Source organism: Stenotrophomonas sp. STEN054 (genome assembly GCF_056854535.1).
On sequence record NZ_JBXFWG010000031.1, the window covers coordinates 20,535 to 35,828 of the forward strand.

Sequence of the window (15,294 nt, forward strand, 5' to 3'; positions counted from 1 at the left end):
TCAGCTCAGATTCCCAGCATGCGGTGCAGTGATGCGGCATCGGTGCCACTGTCGGCGAAGTCGTCGAAGGCGCGCCCGGTGACCCGGATGATGTGGTCGCGGATGAAGGTGGCGCCCTCCCGTGCGCCGTCTTCGGGGTGCTTCAGGCAGCACTCCCACTCCAGGACCGCCCAGCCGGGGAAGTCGTACTGCGCGAACTTCGAGAAGATGCCCTTGAAGTCGACCTGCCCATCGCCGAGCGAACGGAACCGGCCCGGCCGATCGATCCAGTCCTGGTAGCCGCCATAGACGCCGCTGCGGGCGCTGGCGTGGTACTCCGCGTCCTTCACGTGGAAGATGCCGATGCGCGCGTGGTAGCGGTCGATGAAGCCGAGGTAGTCCATCTGCTGCAGCAGCAGGTGGCTGGGGTCGTAGAGAATCTTCGCGCGCGGATGATGGTCGACCACGTCGAGGAAGCGCTCGAAGGTCGCGCCGTCGTGCAGGTCTTCGCCCGGGTGGATCTCGAAGCACAGGTCGACGCCGCAGTCATCGAACGCGTCGAGGATCGGGCGCCAGCGGCGGCCCAGTTCGGCGAAGGCTTCTTTCACCAGGCCCGGCGGTCGCTGCGGCCAGGGGTACATGTACGGCCAGGCCAGTGCGCCGGAGAACGTGGCGTGTGCGGTCAGCCCCAGGCGCTGGCTGGCCTTGGCGGCCAGCATCAGCTGATCCAAGGCCCAGGCCTGGCGGGCGGCAGGATCGCCGCGCTTGTCTGCCGGTGCGAATCCGTCAAACAGGGTGTCATAGGCCGGGTGCACCGCGACCAGCTGCCCCTGCAGGTGGGTCGACAGTTCGGTGATCTGCACGCCGTGCCCGGCCAGCATCCCGGCCACGTCGTCGCAGTAGGTCTGGCTTCGCGCCGCCTCGGCCAGGTCGAACAGGTGAGGCGCAGTGGTGGGCACTTGTACGCCAGAATAGCCCAGCCCCGCGGCCCATCCGGCCAGCGTGTCCAGCCGATCAAAAGGAGCCTTGTCGCCGATGAACTGCGCCAGGAAAAGCGCCGGACCCTTGAGCGTCCTCACGTTGATTCGCCCTCGATGCAATCGATTGCATTACCCTAGCATGCGCTTTCCGCAGATCCGTTGTGCAGTGCACAGCGGCAACAGGAGCTAGGACCATGGCAACCATCTACGACATCGCAAAGCACGTAGGCGTCTCCGCCGGGACGGTGTCGCGGGCGTTGTCGCGGCCGGAAAAAGTGCTGCCGGCCACCCGCGCGCGCATCGAACAGGCGGCCGCCACGCTGGGCTATGTGCCCAACACGGTCGCCCGCACGCTGAAGACCCAGCGCAGCGGCAAGATCCTGGTGACCGTGCCGGATATCGCCAACCCGTTCTTCGCGCAGATCCTGCAGGGCGCCGAAGAGGCGGCGCAGGCGGTCGGCTACGCGGTGCTGCTGGGCGATACCCAGCACCAGCCCGACCGCGAGGAACGCTACGCGCAGATGCTCCGGCGCAACGAGGCCGACGGCCTGATCGTGCTCGGCCATCGCCTGCCACCGACCGCGCGCGAGATCGTGCAGGCGCTGGGCGTGGCCGCGCCGGTGGTCAACGGCTGCGAGTTCGATCCCGCGCTGGGTATTCCCAGCGTGCACATCGACAACGCCGCCGCCGCGCGTGCGGTGATGGAGCATCTGTATGCACTCGGCCATGAGCGCATCGCCGTGGTCGGCGGCCCGCCCGACAATCCGCTGCACCAGCAGCGCCTGGAAGGCGTGCGCAGTGCCGGCAAGGCGCGCGGCCGGCTGCGCAGCCTGAGCGTCGTACCCGGTGATTTTTCGCTGGAATCCGGCCATGCCGCGGCGAAGGCGCTGCTCGCGCTTCCGCTCGCGCCGACCGCGGTGTTCTGCTTCAGCGACCAGATGGCGCTGGGCGCGCTGGCTGCCTGCCGCGACCTGGGCATCGGCGTGCCGGACCAGCTGTCCATCGTTGGCTTCGATGATCTGGCCTCGTCCAGCTTCCTGACGCCGCCGCTGACCACCATCCGCCAGCCGATGCGGGAAATCGGTGCGCGTGCGGTCAACCTGCTGCTGGCGATCATCGAGCGCGTCGATGTGCCGCTGCAGCAGACGCTGGATTTCAGCCTGATGGTAAGGGGATCGACGGCGGCGCCCGGGCGCGGATGAGCGCAGGCCGCCACGCATGGCGTGGCGCTACCGCAGGTGGGCCTTGGTGCAGGCCAGCACGTGGTTGTAGTCGCTTGACATGCACTGGTAGAAATCGCGCTTGGCGTCGGTCGCGCCTTCGCAGTCGGCGTCGGTGATCTGCGGCAGCAGGCCGCGCATCGGCGTGGCCATGGCCTCGAACTTGGCGGCATCCATGTAGCCGCCGGCCACGTTCTTCGCGCCCACGTCCAGCATGGTTTCCAGCCCGTAGCGGGCGTTCTCGACGGCCTTGGGGCACGACAGTTCGACATCGGTGCGCTGCACTTCCAGCAGCGAGGCGGCGATGGCCTCGGCATCGGCCTTGACCTGCGGTGGCAGCGGCGTCGTGTCGGCAGCGCCGCCCGCGGCCAGCGTCGGCAGCGGGTAAACCATCAACAGCAGGGCGGCGGGCAGCAGGCGGGGCATCGGGCATCCATGCAGGCAGGTAAGGCGCCAGTGTGCGCTGGCGTGGGCGCGGCCGCCAGAGGGCTGAACGGAACGCCGCGCACTGCCCCGGAACCGCCCTGGCAATCCACTACCATGGGCCACCCCAGTGGATGTGCTGCCATGACCGACGTGATCCTTGCCCCGCCCAGGCCACCTGCCGCGCGCATCGCCGCCTGGCTGTTGATGCTGCTGGGCATGTGGCTGGCCCTGAAGCTGGGCCTGGTGGTCACCCTGCTGTCGGGCCTGCTGGTGTTCCAGCTGACCCACGTGCTGGCCAACACGGTGGAGGGCAAGCTGCCGCCGGGACGGGCGCGCGCGTTCGCGGTCATCCTGCTGTCGGCGGTCATCATCGGAGTACTGGTGCTGGCCGGCATCGGCGTGGCCTCGTTCTTCCGCAACGAGACCGGTGGCCCCGACGTGCTGCTGGCGCGGCTGATGGACATCCTCAACACCTCGCGGCACCAGGTACCCGCACTGCTGCAGCCGTACATCCCCGAAGACCTGACGCGGCTGCGCGAGGCGGTGAACGAATGGGCTGCCGAGCACCAGCGGCAGCTGGGCGTGGCCGGCACGTCGGTGGTGCAGGTGGGCGTGCGCGTGCTGATCGGCATGGTGCTGGGCGCGATGATCGCGCTGTACGACGAGTTGCCTCTGCCGAAGATGGGCCCGCTGGCGCAGGAACTGGTCGGCCGCACCACGCGCCTGGCCGTGGCCTTCCGCCAGGTGGTGTTCGCACAGGTGAAGATCTCGCTGCTCAATACGGTGTTCACTGCGGTGTTCCTGCTGGGCGTGCTGCCGCTGTTCGGCGTGCATCTGCCGCTGTCGAAGACGCTGGTGCTGATCACCTTCCTCGCCGGCCTGCTGCCGGTGGTGGGCAACATCATCTCCAACACCATCATCACCATCGTGGCGCTGTCGGTGTCGTTCTACGTGGCGGTGGCGGCGCTGTTGTACCTGATCGTCATCCACAAGCTGGAGTACTTCCTCAATGCGCGCATCGTCGGCGGCGAGATCCAGGCGCGGGCATGGGAGCTGCTGCTCGCGATGCTGGTGATGGAAGCGGCATTCGGCCTGGCCGGGCTGGTGGCCGCCCCGGTGTTCTACGCCTACCTGAAGCGCGAACTGGTCGACCAGGGCTGGATCTGATCCCAGCCTGGTCGCCATGAGCCGGTAGCGCCGGGCCACGCCCGGCGGAAGCGTGAAGGCTGCGCCACCATTACTGCACACGCCAGTCACCGCACGCGGGGGACGCTGGGCTCCCTCTTTCATCCGGACCCAGCGCATGACCACGCTCACCCTGCCCGAATTGGCGAAGAAGATGGCCGGCATCGATTTTGCGATGCTGCAGACCCACGCAGCCGGCGAGATCGACGGCCGGCCGATGAGCAACAACGGCGACGTGGACTACGACGGAGACAGCTGGTTCTTCGCCCTGGAAAGCGCCGACATGGTGCAGCAGATCGAGGCAGATCCGAAGGTTGCGTTGGGCTTTACCGGCAGCAAGTCGCTGCTGGGCAAGCCACCGCTGTTTGTCCACGTCCGGGGCCGGGCAGAGATCATCCGCGAACGCGCGGTGCTGGCCGAGCACTGGGTTGAAGAGCTGGAGCGCTGGTTCGAGCAGGGCGTGGATACGCCGGGGCTGGTGCTGATCCACGTGCACGCACAGCGCATCCAGTACTGGGATGGCGAGGACCACGGCGAACTGAACGTCTGAACGCCTGCGGCAGCGCCGGGCCATGCCCGGCGGCTCAGGCCCCTTCGAACATACCCTCATCCACCCAGTCGGCCGGTTCCGGTGCCAGCGTGTGCTCCACCGCACGCCGCAGCAACGCCGGGGCGAATGTAATGGCGAATCGTTGCGCAGCAACCCCTGCCTTTGCCATCCTCCCCGCTGATTTCAATCCGTTGGAGCTGTGATGCGTGCTGCGCCCTGGTTGATGGCTGGCCTGCTGCTGCCCGTGCTGGCGGTGGCGCAGCCGACGCGCGCGCCGAAGCCGGCCGTCGCGCAGGATTCCTTCAGCGAACTGTTCGATACCGCGTGCATGCAGCACATCGGCGCCCCGGCACGCCTGCAGGCCCTGATGGAGGCCAATGGGCTGACCCCGCTGCAACCGGCCGAGGCGGCCACCCTGCTGCAGGGGCAGCCGGGCGTGGCATGGCTGGTGCCGCTGGCCAGCGGGCGTTATGCGGTGAGCTGGGCCGACGACGGCACCTGCAGCGTGTATGCGGAGAAGGCCGAGCCGGCGGTGGTGCAGAAGGGTTTCGCGCGGTTGATGCAGGCGGCGCCGAAACCGCTGCAGGTGCGTTCGCTGCCCGGCCGTGGGCCGCTGCCGGCCGACCAGGTGGCCATCCAGTACGGCTGGGCCACGCCCGGCGAAACCAGGCTGCGCGTGCGTTTCCGCCTGGTCACCCGGCAGGCCGCCGAAGCTGGCGTGCAGGCCATGGCCTCGGCCAGCCCGGGTGAAGCCATGCTCGAACAGGCGTCTACGCCGCCGGGCGACACGGCGCCCCCGCGCTAGGGCCGGGCGCGGGTCCTGCGATTCATTCAACGCATCCAGATGTGGTATATCGTTTATCGATAAATCCATCCCGGGCGGCGAGGCTGCCCCACACCGGAGGCTGCTTGACCGCTCGTCCCGCCCGCGCCGAACCCGCGCGAGGCTTGTTCACCCTGGCCCAGACCGCCGTGCAGGCCGTTCGGGCAATGTGCTGGCTGGGCATCCTGGCCGCGCTGCTGGCCGTGCCCCTGGTGGCCTACGACCGGCGCTGGCTGCTGGACAGCGTGCACGACGCGCACGCCGCGGCCGTCCACGGCAGCGATCTGTTCCTGCATTTCTGCATCGGCCTGGGCAGCATCGTCGCCCTGCTGGTGCTGTGCCTGGTGTTCCTGCGGCACCTGGCGCGCCTGCTGCGCTCGGCCGCCGGCGCCCGCCCGTTCACCCATGCCAATGCGCAGCGCCTGCAGCGCATGGCCTGGCTGATGCTGGCGATGGAAGTGCTGTCGATCATCATCGGCGTGTACGCCTCCTGGATGGGCCCGGACTTCGCCTGGATGGAAGTCGGCGGCGGCATGTCCATCACCGGCCTGATCGCCGTGCTGATGCTGTTCGTGCTGGCGCGCGTGTTCGCCGCCGGTGCGGCCATGCGTGATGACCTCGACGGTGTCATCTGATGGCGATCGTCATCACGCTCGACCGCATGCTGCAGGAACGGGGCATGACCCTGTCCGAGCTGGCCGGGCGCATCGACATCACCCTGGCCAACCTGTCCATCCTCAAGACCGGCAAGGCACGCGCCATCCGCTTCTCGACGCTGGATGCGATCTGCCGTGAGCTGCAGTGCACGCCGGGCGACCTGCTCGGGCATGACCCGCTGCAGGCGCAGGACGACGACTGAATCACCCCTCTTTCCCTTACCTCATGAAGAAACGGAACCGAAATGGAATGGTTGGCTGACCCCTCGATCTGGATGGGCCTTGCGACCCTGATCGTGCTTGAGATCGTGCTTGGCATCGACAACCTGGTGTTCATCGCGATCCTGGCCGACAAGCTGCCACCGCACCAGCGCGATCGCGCGCGGGTGATCGGCCTGAGCCTGGCACTGCTGATGCGCCTGGTGCTGCTGGCCGCGCTGGCCTGGATCATGAAACTGACCGAGCCTCTGCTGACGCTGTTCGATCACAGCTTCTCCGGGCGCGACCTGATCCTGCTCGGCGGCGGCCTGTTCCTGCTGTTCAAGGGCACCATGGAACTGCACGAGCGCCTGGAAGGCCGCCAGCACGAGGACAACGGCAAGAAGGTCTATGCCAGCTTCGCGATGGTGGTGGCGCAGATCGTGGTGCTCGACGCGGTGTTCTCGCTTGACTCGGTGATCACTGCCGTAGGCATGGTCGACAACCTGGGCGTGATGTACGCCGCAGTGACCATCGCCATGGTGCTGATGCTGCTGGCCAGCAAGCCGCTGACCCGTTTCGTCAACAAGCATCCCACCGTGGTCGTACTGTGCCTGGGCTTCCTGCTGATGATCGGCTTCAGCCTGGTGGCCGAAGGCCTGGGCTACAAGATTCCGAAGGGCTATCTGTATGCGGCCATCGCGTTCTCGATCCTGGTGGAAGCCTTCAACCAGTGGGTGCGCTTCAACCGCGAGCGCAACGAGCGCCGCCAGCCGTTCCGCCAGCGCACCGCCGATGCAGTGCTGCGGATGCTGGGTGCACGCCCGGCCAACGGCCACAATGACGACGGCGAAGAGGAGCATGGTGATGCGGAGGAGCGCCTGCAGCCGGCCGAGCACGAGATGATCCGCAGCGTGCTGGGCCTGGCCGACCGGCCGGTGTCGAGCGTGATGACGGTGCGTGCCGACGTGCAGTGGATCGACCTGGCGCGCGGCCAGGAAGACGTGGTGGCGCGCCTGGTGGCGTCGCCGCATACGCGACTGCTGGTGGGCGAGGGCGACCTGGACAGGCTGCGCGGCGTGGTGCAGAGCCGCGACCTGCTGGCCGACCTGCTGCAGGGCCGGCCGCTGCAGCTGGAGGGCAACCTGCGCGCGCCGCAGTACGTGCTGTCCAGCGCCAGCGCATTGCAGGCATTGGAACTGATCCGCCAGCACCCGGTGCCGCTGGCGGTGGCCGTGGACGAGTACGGCAGCGTGGAAGGGCTGGTGACCGCCAACGACCTGCTGGCGGCGATCGCCGGCGACCTGGCCGATACCCAGGACGAGCGCTACGGCGTGGTGGCGCAGGGCGAGGACCAGTGGGAGGCCGATGGCGCGCTGACTCTGGACGACCTGCAGCGCCTGGCGGGTGTGTCGCTGCCGCGCAGCAGCGACTACATGACCATTTCCGGCCTGGTGCTGGACCAGCTGGGGCGCCTTCCGGATGAAGGCGATGCCGTGGACGTGGCCGACGTGCGCATCACCGTGCTGGCGATGGAGAAGCGCCGCATCGCCCGCCTGCGCGTGCAAAGGCTGGCGCAGTCGTAACGCGCGGCCGCCTCTTGTAGAGCCGAGCCCACGCTCGGCTGCTTTTGCCTTCTGTAGATCCAAGCCGTGCTCGACTGCTTTTTCCGCAGCCGAGCATGGGCTCGGCTCTACAGTTGGAGCAGCCGAGCATGGGCTCGGCTCTACAGTTGGAGCAGCCGAGCATGGGCTCGGCTCTACAGTTGGGGCAGCCGAGCATGGGCTCGGCTCTACAGTTGGAGCAGCCGAGCCCACGCTCGGCTCTACCCATTGCAATCTCCGCCCGTCACCATGGCGGGCCCCACGTTCTGGAATGCCGCAGTGCTGAGTACGATTGGTTTGTTGATGGGCCTGTACGTGGCCTGGCGCCTGTTCTGGCCGCTGCGCCTGCCGGTCTGGGCCAAGGCCCTGTTGTCGCTGCTGCTGGTGGGTCTGGCCGTGCAGCTGCGCATCGTCGCCACCTTCTGGGGCACGATGGCCTCGCCGGAAATCCCGAAGATGGCCATCGCCCTGCTGGCCACCGGCTCCACCGCCGTGCTGCTGCTGGCGCTGGCGATGCTGCTGTTCGATGCCGGCCTGCTGTTGGCGCGCGTGCTGCGCCTGCCGCGCGCCGTCTCGGCCCTGCGTTTGCCTTTGCTGCGTCCGCTGGCCGCAGGTGTCGCCCTGCTGCTCAGCGCCTACGGCGTCAGCCAGGGCATGGCAGTGCCGAAGCCGCGTCAGGTCGAGGTTGCCATCAAGGACCTGCCGACCGCCTTCGATGGCTACCGCATGCTGCAGCTCACCGACATCCACGCCAGCCGCCTGCTGACCGGCGACTGGGTGCGCCAGGTGGTGGCCGAAAGCAATGCGCTGAGGCCCGACCTGATCGTGATCACCGGTGACCTGATCGATGGCACGGTGGATGCACGCCGCGATGACTTCCGTCCGTTGGGCGACCTGCAGGCGCCGGACGGGGTGATCGCCATCACCGGCAACCACGAGTACTACGCGCAGTACAGCGACTGGATGCAGGCCTTCCGCGCGCTGCACATGCAGGTACTGGAAAACAGCCACACCCAGGTGCGGCGTAGCGATGCGGCGCTGACCATTGCCGGCGTCACTGACCCGGTGGCGGCGCGCTACGGCCTGCCGCTGCCCGACCTGCAGGCGGCGCTGGCCGGTGCCGATCCGGCCGCACCGGTGATCCTGCTCGACCATCGCCCGCGGAACGCCGTCGATGCGGCCGCGCGCGGGGTGAAGCTGCAGCTGTCCGGCCATACCCATGGCGGGCAGATCATCGGCATGGACCAGCTGGTGAAGCGGGCCAACGGTGGTTTTGTCTCCGGCCGCTACGAGGTGGATGGCATGACCCTGTACGTCAGCAACGGTGCTGGCCTGTGGGCCGGTTTCCCCGCGCGCATCGGCGTGCCCTCGGAAATCACCCTGTTCACCCTGCGTCGCGCGCCCTGATGTCGGCCCTGGGGGCAGAGCCCGTTCCCTGCGGAGATGGGATCCGACCCCACGCCCTGCCTGCAGATGCACCGCGCCGTCACCCCGCGCGTGACACCCTCCGGCCATGAATGAAATGACGGCGGCGCGGCAGCGCTCGATGTGGGTCGCGGGCCTGTCCACCGTGGTGGAGTGGTACGACTTCACTCTGTACCTGTATTTCGCCACCGTGTTGTCGCGGGTGTTCTTCGGTGGCGGCGAGCAGGCGATGCTGGTCACGCTGGCGGGCTTCGCCGTCTCCTACCTGATGCGTCCGCTCGGCGCACTGTGCTTCGGCCACCTCGGTGATCGCCTCGGCCGGCGCTGGATGCTGCTGGCCTCGATGGCGCTGATGGCAGCGGCAATGCTGGCCACCGCCCTGCTGCCGACTGCAGCGACGGCGGGCACTACGGCCGGCGTGCTGCTGCTGGTCCTGCGCTGCGTGATGGCCTTTTCGGTGGGCGGCGAATACACCGGCGTGGTCGCCTACCTGCTGGAAAGCGCACCGGCCCGCCGTCGCGGCCTGGTGACCTCGCTGGCCTCGGCCGCCAGTGAAGTGGGCGCGCTGCTGGCGGTGGCGCTCTCCGCGGTGACGGTGGCGATGCTGACGCCCGCACAGCTGGATGGCTGGGGCTGGCGCATTCCATTCTTCGTCGGTGCCGCGCTGGCGCTGGTAATCCTCATTGCGCGTTCGGGCATGCATGAATCACCCGAGTTCGAGCGCCAGCGTCGCGAGGGCAGCATTCCGGCGACGCCGCTGCGCCACGTACTGCGCAACCATCCCGGCGCGGTGGCGCGTACCTTCGCGATTTCCGCACTCGGTTCGATCACCTACTACGTCGGCATCACCTATGTGCCGGCGTTCCTGCACGCGCAAGGGCACGATGAAGGCGATGCGCTGTGGCTGTCGACGGTGGCGGCGGTGGCAGTCATCGCCATCACGCCGCTGTGCGGACTGCTGTCCGATCGTTTCGGGCGGCGGCCCATGCTGCTGGGTCTGACGGTGCTGGCAGCGCTGCTGCCGTTGTCGATGTTCGGCTGGATGGCCGAAGCCGCGCCACTGGGCATCGCGCTGGCGGCGGTGGTGTTGGCCTGCGTGGCCGGCGGCATCAGCGCGGTGGCGGCACCGGCCACGGCCGAGCAGTTCCCGGGCGAGGGCCGGGTGAGCGGGCTGGCGCTGGGGGTGACCATGGCCACGGCGGTGTTCGGTGGTGCGACACCGTGGCTGGCGCAGTGGTGGGTGGAACGCAGCGGCTGGGCGGCGGCGCCGGGCGCGATGATCGCGCTGGTGGCGGTGCTGGTGCTGCCGGTGCTGTGGACCCTGCCCGAGACGACCCCGGGCAGGGGCAAGCGCTAGGCGATCAGACCGCCAGGGTCTGCGCGATGTCGGCCAGCACGGCCGGCGCATCCACGCCGATGGCGATCGACTGCAGCACGTGGCCATCCCACACGCTGGGGCCGAAGGCCAGGCCTTCCGGCTTGGGGATGGTCATGCCGCGGGCAACGCCGTCGGTGGCCACGCGCACGCTGGCGCGCTCGAACTGGAACAGCTCCGGGCGGGTCAGGGCGATGCAGGCGCAGCAGTCGTGCACGACCATGCCCTTGTGCCCAGCCTGCAGGTAGAAGTCCACGTAGTCCTGCGACAGCGCACGCACCAGCGCGGCATCGGCACCGCCGATGGCAGCCAGCGTGTCCAGACCGTCACGGTCCATCTCCACGCGGGTGGTGACGTCCAGGCCGATGGCGGTGACCGGCCACTGCGCGGTGAACACGATGTCGGCCGCTTCGGCGTCGCCCCAGATGTTGGCCTCGGCGGCCGGGGTGATGTTGCCGTTGACGTGGAACGCGCCGCCCATGAGGACCACGCCGCGCACCAGGCCGGCGATGTCCGGGGCCTGCTGCAGGGCCAGGGCCAGGTTGGTCATGCGGCCGACCGCGACCAGGGTCACTTCGCCCGGGTGGGCGCGGACCAGGTCGATGATCAGCTGGTGGGCCGGGCGCGCATCGGCGGCCACGTCCAGCGCAGCCGGCACCGGGTGGTTGCCCAGGCCGTTGTGGCCATGGATGTGCACCGGCCAGGCTTCCGGGGTGGCTTCGGGCTGCAGCGGGCCGGCGGCGCCGCGCGCGACCGGGGCGGCAAAGCCCCAGGCCTGCTTCAGGTACAGCGCGTTGTGGGTGGTCGAATCCACCGACGCATTGCCGAAGGTGGTGGTGACGCCGACCAGGTCGATCTGGGCGTGCTTGTGCAGGTACAGCAGGGCCAGCGCGTCATCGACGCCCGGATCCGTATCGAAAATGACTTTCAGCATGTTGTTGTTCTTCTTCTTCCGTGTGGTGCAGGGGGGCCGGCGGGACCCAGGAGCCGGGCCGGCGCGCCCCACATTGTCCCATCTTCATGACAGGCAGGGCGAACCGCGGGCGTCGGCCCTATCATCGCCTTCAAGGCGGGTATCGACTAGAACCGTCTGAGGGCTGTCCTGGCAGCCTCTGATCCATCATCATCAATCAAGAGCCAGCGCTGCTTTCCATGGCCGAGATCTGTCATGCAAAGACCAGCGCCACCTCCATGTTCCAGCAGCGGAAACCAGGTTCTTCGCAGCAGGTAACTTCTAATTGAACCAATTCCAGAAAGGCGTGGAAAGATAGCGGTGAAATATCATCTGACAGAGGGAAAACTCAATGGGCCAGCTGAAACTTCCGCTATCGAGGGCCTGTCAACGCAGCTGGAAGTGGCACTTCCTGAGAGTTACTTTGAGTTCCTGAAGGCGCACGATGGTGGCGAAGGATTCGTGGGCGATAACTACATCGTTTTCTGGAAAGCAGAAGAGGTAGTCGATTTCAATGGCGAATATGAAGTCGAGATATATGCGCCAGGGATATTCCTGTTCGCTTCTGACGGCGGAGGGGAGGGGTATGGGTTTGACACTCTGGATGCAGCCATGCCGATAGTTCGGATACCGTTCATAGGCATGGAACGTCAGTATGCCATTCCGGTAGCAGGCGATCTTTCCGAACTTTTTGCTCGATTGGCAGAGCGGAACGAATGACCTGAGCAGGCAAGCCTCTTCCGTGTGGTGCAGGGGGCGGCGGGACCCTGGGACCGCTGCGGCGGTGCTATCGTCAGGGGGTATCCACGGAAGGAGAACCGCCATGAAGACCCCCGCGATCCTGCTGGCCGGGCTGCTGTGCCTGGGCGCCGTCGCGCCGGCCCTGGCCACCTCGGTGGCGCCGAAGCCGCTGGCGGAAATGGTGGCGGAAGCCGACCAGATCGTCCGCGCCAGGGTGGTCGATGTGGAGATGGTCGATGGCAAGGGACGGCCGCTGACCGATCCCGGATCGCGCACCGGGCCAGGCTTGGAAAACGAGATCCGCTTGGTCCTGCAGGTGCAGGAAGTGCTGCGGCCGCGGGAGGGCAAGGTGCCGGCGACGATCCGGGTGCCGCTGTGGACGATGTGGCATTACACCTTGGGCCATATCCGGGAGGCCACGCTGGGCAGCGAAAGCCTGTTCCTGCTCAAGGGCGAGCGCCATGCACCGGTCTATCCGACGGGTTTCCAGCAGCCGCTGGATGAGCGCGCGCAGATCCAGTCATTGATGGTGGCGCCATGACCGCGCCGGTTCGCTGCTGCGGAGGCGCGCCATGCTGGTGGTGACCCTGGTCCTCATCGCCCTGGTGCTGGGCTTGAACCTGGCCGCCACCTATGTGGTGGTGCGGCGCGACGACGTGTCGGTGGGAGGACGGACGGTGCAGCTGCTGCTGGTCTGGCTGCTGCCGCTGGTCGGCGCGATCCTGTGCATGGCGATCGCCACCGCCGATGGCTCGGTGAGCCGCAGTGATGGCAGCTTCGCGGGCAGCTACGACTCCTCGGGCGGGTATGCCAGTGACAGCCACGGCAGCCACAGCCATGGCGGATCGGACTGTAGCAGCGACAGCGGTGGCGGCGATGGTGGCAGCTGCGGCGATTGAGGCGCAGCTGGCGATCCGCCGCCATCGGTAGCGGCCATGCCCGGCGAGGCAATACCCGCTCAGCCGCCGCCTTCGGTCGGCAGCGGTGCGGGCACGTTCAACAAACCGCCATCGGCCACGTACGCGGCCAGCGCCTGGCCCTGGCTCAGCAGGTGGCGTTCCATGGTGCGCTCTGCCGCCTGTGCGTCACGGCGGCGGAAACAGTCCATCAGCTCGCGATGCTCGGCCAGCGACTGCGCCGTGCGGCCCGGTGCCAGCAGCTGGCGGCCGCGGTGCATCTTCAGGATACGGTGCAGGTCGTGGGTGATGCGGATCAGCCAGGGGTTGCCGGCGTAGTGCTGCACGGTTTCGTGGATGAGGTAGTTGTTGCGGTAGTACTCGGCGATGTTGCCATTGGTCGCTGCCGCTTCCATCGCCGCATGCAGGTCTTCCAGCTGCTGCACGCCGGCGTCGTCGATGTGCTTGACCGCCTCATGCGCGCAGCGGCCTTCCAGCATCGCCATCACCGGAAAAAGCTGGTTGAGGTCTTCCAGGGTCAGCCGGGTGACCCGCGCACCGCGGCCGGCATCGATCTGCACCAGCCCTTCGGCGGCCAGCAGCTTCAACGCCTCGCGCAGCGGCGTACGGCTGATGCCGAGTTCCTCGCACAGCGCGGGTTCGTCGATCCATTCGCCCGGCGGCAGCCGGTAATCGTAGATGCGCTCGCGCACATGCCCGGCCACCTCTTCGTACAGAGGTGCGCGCTTCTTCGGCGAACGCGGGGCGGGAGCAATGGCCATGGTGGAAGTGTACCGCCAGGTAGTGCCGGCCGCTGGCCGGCAACCCATGATCGCTGGATGGCTTCATGAGATTGCCGGCCAGCGGCCGGTACTACCGTTGGGTGGTTACATCCAGCCCGGCACCACGAACACCAGCCAGGCCAGCAGCGGCCCAAACGCCACCACCAGGCCGCTGTACACCAGGAAGCGGCGGAACAGCGTCTCGCGCTCTTCCTTCGCGGCCGAGGCCACCACCAGCGCGCCGTTGGTCGAGAACGGGCTGACGTCGACGATGGTGGACGACACGGCCAGCGCGCAGATCACGCCGGCAGCACCCAGGTGGCCCTGCATCAGGAACGGCACCGCCAGCGGAATGGTCGCGCCCAGCACGGCCGCCGACGAGGCGAATGCGGACACGATGCCGCCGACATAGCAGACCAGCAGCGCGCCCAGCAGCGGGATGCCGATGCTGGAAACACCATGGCCGATGAAGTCCACCGCGCCGGCGTGTTCGAGCACGCCGATATAGGTCACCACGCCGCAGATCAGCAGCACGGTCGACCAGCTGATGCCATCGACCGCACCCTTCTGGCTCTGCGGCGAGAGCAGGGCCAGCGCCACCGCGACGGTGATCGAGACCAGGCCGACGTTGAGGTTGTAGATCAGCGCGGCCACGCCAAGGCCAAGCAGGCCGATCAGGGTGAACAGACGCTCGCGGGTGAAGCCCACCGCATCCAGCGCGGCGGGGTCATTGGACAGCGTGCCACCACCGGCCGACACCAGCGCGCCGTGGCCTTCGATGGCGAACTGCCGCGACGACGCCTGCGGGCCACCGGCCATGGCGAGCTCGGCGTCGCCGACGCCACCGGTGGCGGTGATCGAACCGCGACGCATCAGCGCGATGCCACCGAAGGCCAGGAAGCAGATGATCGCCATCATGAAGTTGAAGCCGAGGCTGGTCAGGAACACTGCCATCTCGGTCACGTCCAGGCCGGCCTTCTGCACCACGCCGTTGGTGATGCTGCCGTAGACGCTGATCGGCGAGAAGCCACCGGCCTGCGCACCATGGATCACCAGCAGGCCCATCATCAGCGGATTGATGTTGTACTGCTTGGCGAAGCGCAGCGCGACCGGGCCGATGATGGCCACCGCCGCCGGGCCCAGCGCACCGAAGGCGGTCAGCACGGCGGTGATGACGAACATCACCCACGGAATGGCCACGATGTGGCCGCGTACCGCTTTCACCGCCCAGTGCACCAGCAGGTCGATGGTGCCGTTCTTCTGCGCGATGGCGAACAGGTAGGTGATGCCGACCAGGGTCAGGAACAGATCACCGGGGAAGCCGGCGAGCACGTCCTTGCCACCCATGTCGACGAAGATTCCGCCGATGATGAAGGCGAGGGCGAAGGCCACCGCACCCATGTTGATGGGCATCGCGGTGGCGACGATGAACATGATCACCAGACCGATGATCGTTGCGATTTGTGGACTCATGCGCCCTCCCAGACACGTGACTCGGGTAC

The 15,294-nt window shown here is 67.6% G+C and carries 17 protein-coding genes; 12 read left to right on the forward strand and 5 right to left on the reverse strand.

All coding sequences use genetic code 11. The annotated features are described in order from the left end of the window. Nucleotides 1-5: 5 nt before the first annotated feature. Nucleotides 6-1,058 carry a sugar phosphate isomerase/epimerase family protein gene (locus AC1VXD_RS13145; protein ID WP_482992410.1) on the reverse strand — a complete coding sequence of 351 codons (1,053 nt, stop codon included), beginning with the start codon at nt 1,056-1,058 and terminating at the stop codon, nt 6-8. Nucleotides 1,059-1,153: 95 nt separating this feature from the next. Here AC1VXD_RS13145 and AC1VXD_RS13150 point away from each other — a divergent pair, with 95 nt between their 5' ends. Continuing rightward, nucleotides 1,154-2,161 carry a LacI family DNA-binding transcriptional regulator gene (locus tag AC1VXD_RS13150; protein WP_482992411.1) on the forward strand — a complete coding sequence of 336 codons (1,008 nt, stop codon included), beginning with the start codon at nt 1,154-1,156 and terminating at the stop codon, nt 2,159-2,161. 27 nt (nt 2,162-2,188) lie between these two features. On the opposite strand, the gene AC1VXD_RS13155 is transcribed toward AC1VXD_RS13150, so the two are convergent. Further along, nucleotides 2,189-2,605, reverse strand: a complete 417-nt coding sequence (locus tag AC1VXD_RS13155) for a hypothetical protein (RefSeq protein ID WP_482992412.1) — start codon at nt 2,603-2,605, stop codon at nt 2,189-2,191. Nucleotides 2,606-2,746: 141 nt separating this feature from the next. Here AC1VXD_RS13155 and AC1VXD_RS13160 point away from each other — a divergent pair, with 141 nt between their 5' ends. From AC1VXD_RS13160 to AC1VXD_RS13195, 8 genes are all read left to right on the forward strand, one after another. Further along, nucleotides 2,747-3,772: an AI-2E family transporter gene (locus AC1VXD_RS13160; protein WP_482992413.1), complete on the forward strand. Its 1,026-nt coding sequence runs from the start codon at nt 2,747-2,749 to the stop codon at nt 3,770-3,772. 136 nt (nt 3,773-3,908) lie between these two features. After that, nucleotides 3,909-4,340 (forward strand): pyridoxamine 5'-phosphate oxidase family protein, encoded by a 432-nt coding sequence (locus AC1VXD_RS13165; RefSeq protein WP_482992414.1) that lies wholly within the window; start codon nt 3,909-3,911, stop codon nt 4,338-4,340. 202 nt (nt 4,341-4,542) lie between these two features. Next, on the forward strand, nt 4,543-5,145 hold the full coding sequence (locus AC1VXD_RS13170; protein WP_482992415.1) for an NMCC_0638 family (lipo)protein: 603 nt from the start codon (nt 4,543-4,545) through the stop codon (nt 5,143-5,145). A gap of 185 nt (nt 5,146-5,330) precedes the next feature. Further along, complete coding sequence (locus AC1VXD_RS13175) at nt 5,331-5,798, forward strand: DUF2975 domain-containing protein (protein ID WP_108770634.1); 468 nt, start codon at nt 5,331-5,333, stop codon at nt 5,796-5,798. Further along, nucleotides 5,798-6,022, forward strand: coding sequence for a helix-turn-helix domain-containing protein (locus AC1VXD_RS13180; RefSeq protein ID WP_108764376.1), 225 nt, complete (start codon nt 5,798-5,800; stop codon nt 6,020-6,022). The genes AC1VXD_RS13175 and AC1VXD_RS13180 overlap by 1 nt, the downstream gene beginning before the upstream one ends. A 42-nt stretch (nt 6,023-6,064) precedes the next feature. Beyond that, entirely contained in the window at nt 6,065-7,603 is a 1,539-nt protein-coding gene (locus AC1VXD_RS13185) for a TerC family protein (protein WP_482992416.1), read from the forward strand. A gap of 267 nt (nt 7,604-7,870) precedes the next feature. Beyond that, a complete protein-coding gene (locus AC1VXD_RS13190; RefSeq protein WP_482992417.1) occupies nt 7,871-9,028 on the forward strand; it encodes a metallophosphoesterase in 1,158 nt (385 codons plus the stop codon). Between the two features lie 115 nt (nt 9,029-9,143). After that, nucleotides 9,144-10,403 carry an MFS transporter gene (locus tag AC1VXD_RS13195; RefSeq protein WP_482992436.1) on the forward strand — a complete coding sequence of 420 codons (1,260 nt, stop codon included), beginning with the start codon at nt 9,144-9,146 and terminating at the stop codon, nt 10,401-10,403. A 4-nt stretch (nt 10,404-10,407) separates the two neighbouring features. Here AC1VXD_RS13195 and AC1VXD_RS13200 read toward each other — a convergent pair whose 3' ends face one another. Then, the gene (locus AC1VXD_RS13200; RefSeq protein WP_482992418.1) at nt 10,408-11,355 is read right to left on the reverse strand and encodes a nucleoside hydrolase; all 948 of its coding nucleotides are present in this window, start codon (nt 11,353-11,355) and stop codon (nt 10,408-10,410) included. A 339-nt stretch (nt 11,356-11,694) separates the two neighbouring features. Here AC1VXD_RS13200 and AC1VXD_RS13205 point away from each other — a divergent pair, with 339 nt between their 5' ends. The 3 genes from AC1VXD_RS13205 to AC1VXD_RS13215 all read left to right on the forward strand — a co-directional run bounded on the left by AC1VXD_RS13205 (nt 11,695) and on the right by AC1VXD_RS13215 (nt 13,013). After that, nucleotides 11,695-12,093 (forward strand): SMI1/KNR4 family protein, encoded by a 399-nt coding sequence (locus AC1VXD_RS13205; protein WP_482992419.1) that lies wholly within the window; start codon nt 11,695-11,697, stop codon nt 12,091-12,093. Between the two features lie 103 nt (nt 12,094-12,196). Continuing rightward, nucleotides 12,197-12,655: a hypothetical protein gene (locus tag AC1VXD_RS13210; RefSeq protein ID WP_482992420.1), complete on the forward strand. Its 459-nt coding sequence runs from the start codon at nt 12,197-12,199 to the stop codon at nt 12,653-12,655. A gap of 31 nt (nt 12,656-12,686) precedes the next feature. Next, nucleotides 12,687-13,013, forward strand: coding sequence for a hypothetical protein (locus AC1VXD_RS13215; protein WP_482992421.1), 327 nt, complete (start codon nt 12,687-12,689; stop codon nt 13,011-13,013). Nucleotides 13,014-13,072: 59 nt separating this feature from the next. Here AC1VXD_RS13215 and AC1VXD_RS13220 read toward each other — a convergent pair whose 3' ends face one another. Then, complete coding sequence (locus AC1VXD_RS13220; RefSeq protein ID WP_482992422.1) at nt 13,073-13,792, reverse strand: GntR family transcriptional regulator; 720 nt, start codon at nt 13,790-13,792, stop codon at nt 13,073-13,075. A gap of 105 nt (nt 13,793-13,897) precedes the next feature. Beyond that, nucleotides 13,898-15,265 carry an SLC13 family permease gene (locus AC1VXD_RS13225; protein ID WP_482992423.1) on the reverse strand — a complete coding sequence of 456 codons (1,368 nt, stop codon included), beginning with the start codon at nt 15,263-15,265 and terminating at the stop codon, nt 13,898-13,900. Nucleotides 15,266-15,294: the final 29 nt, after the last annotated feature.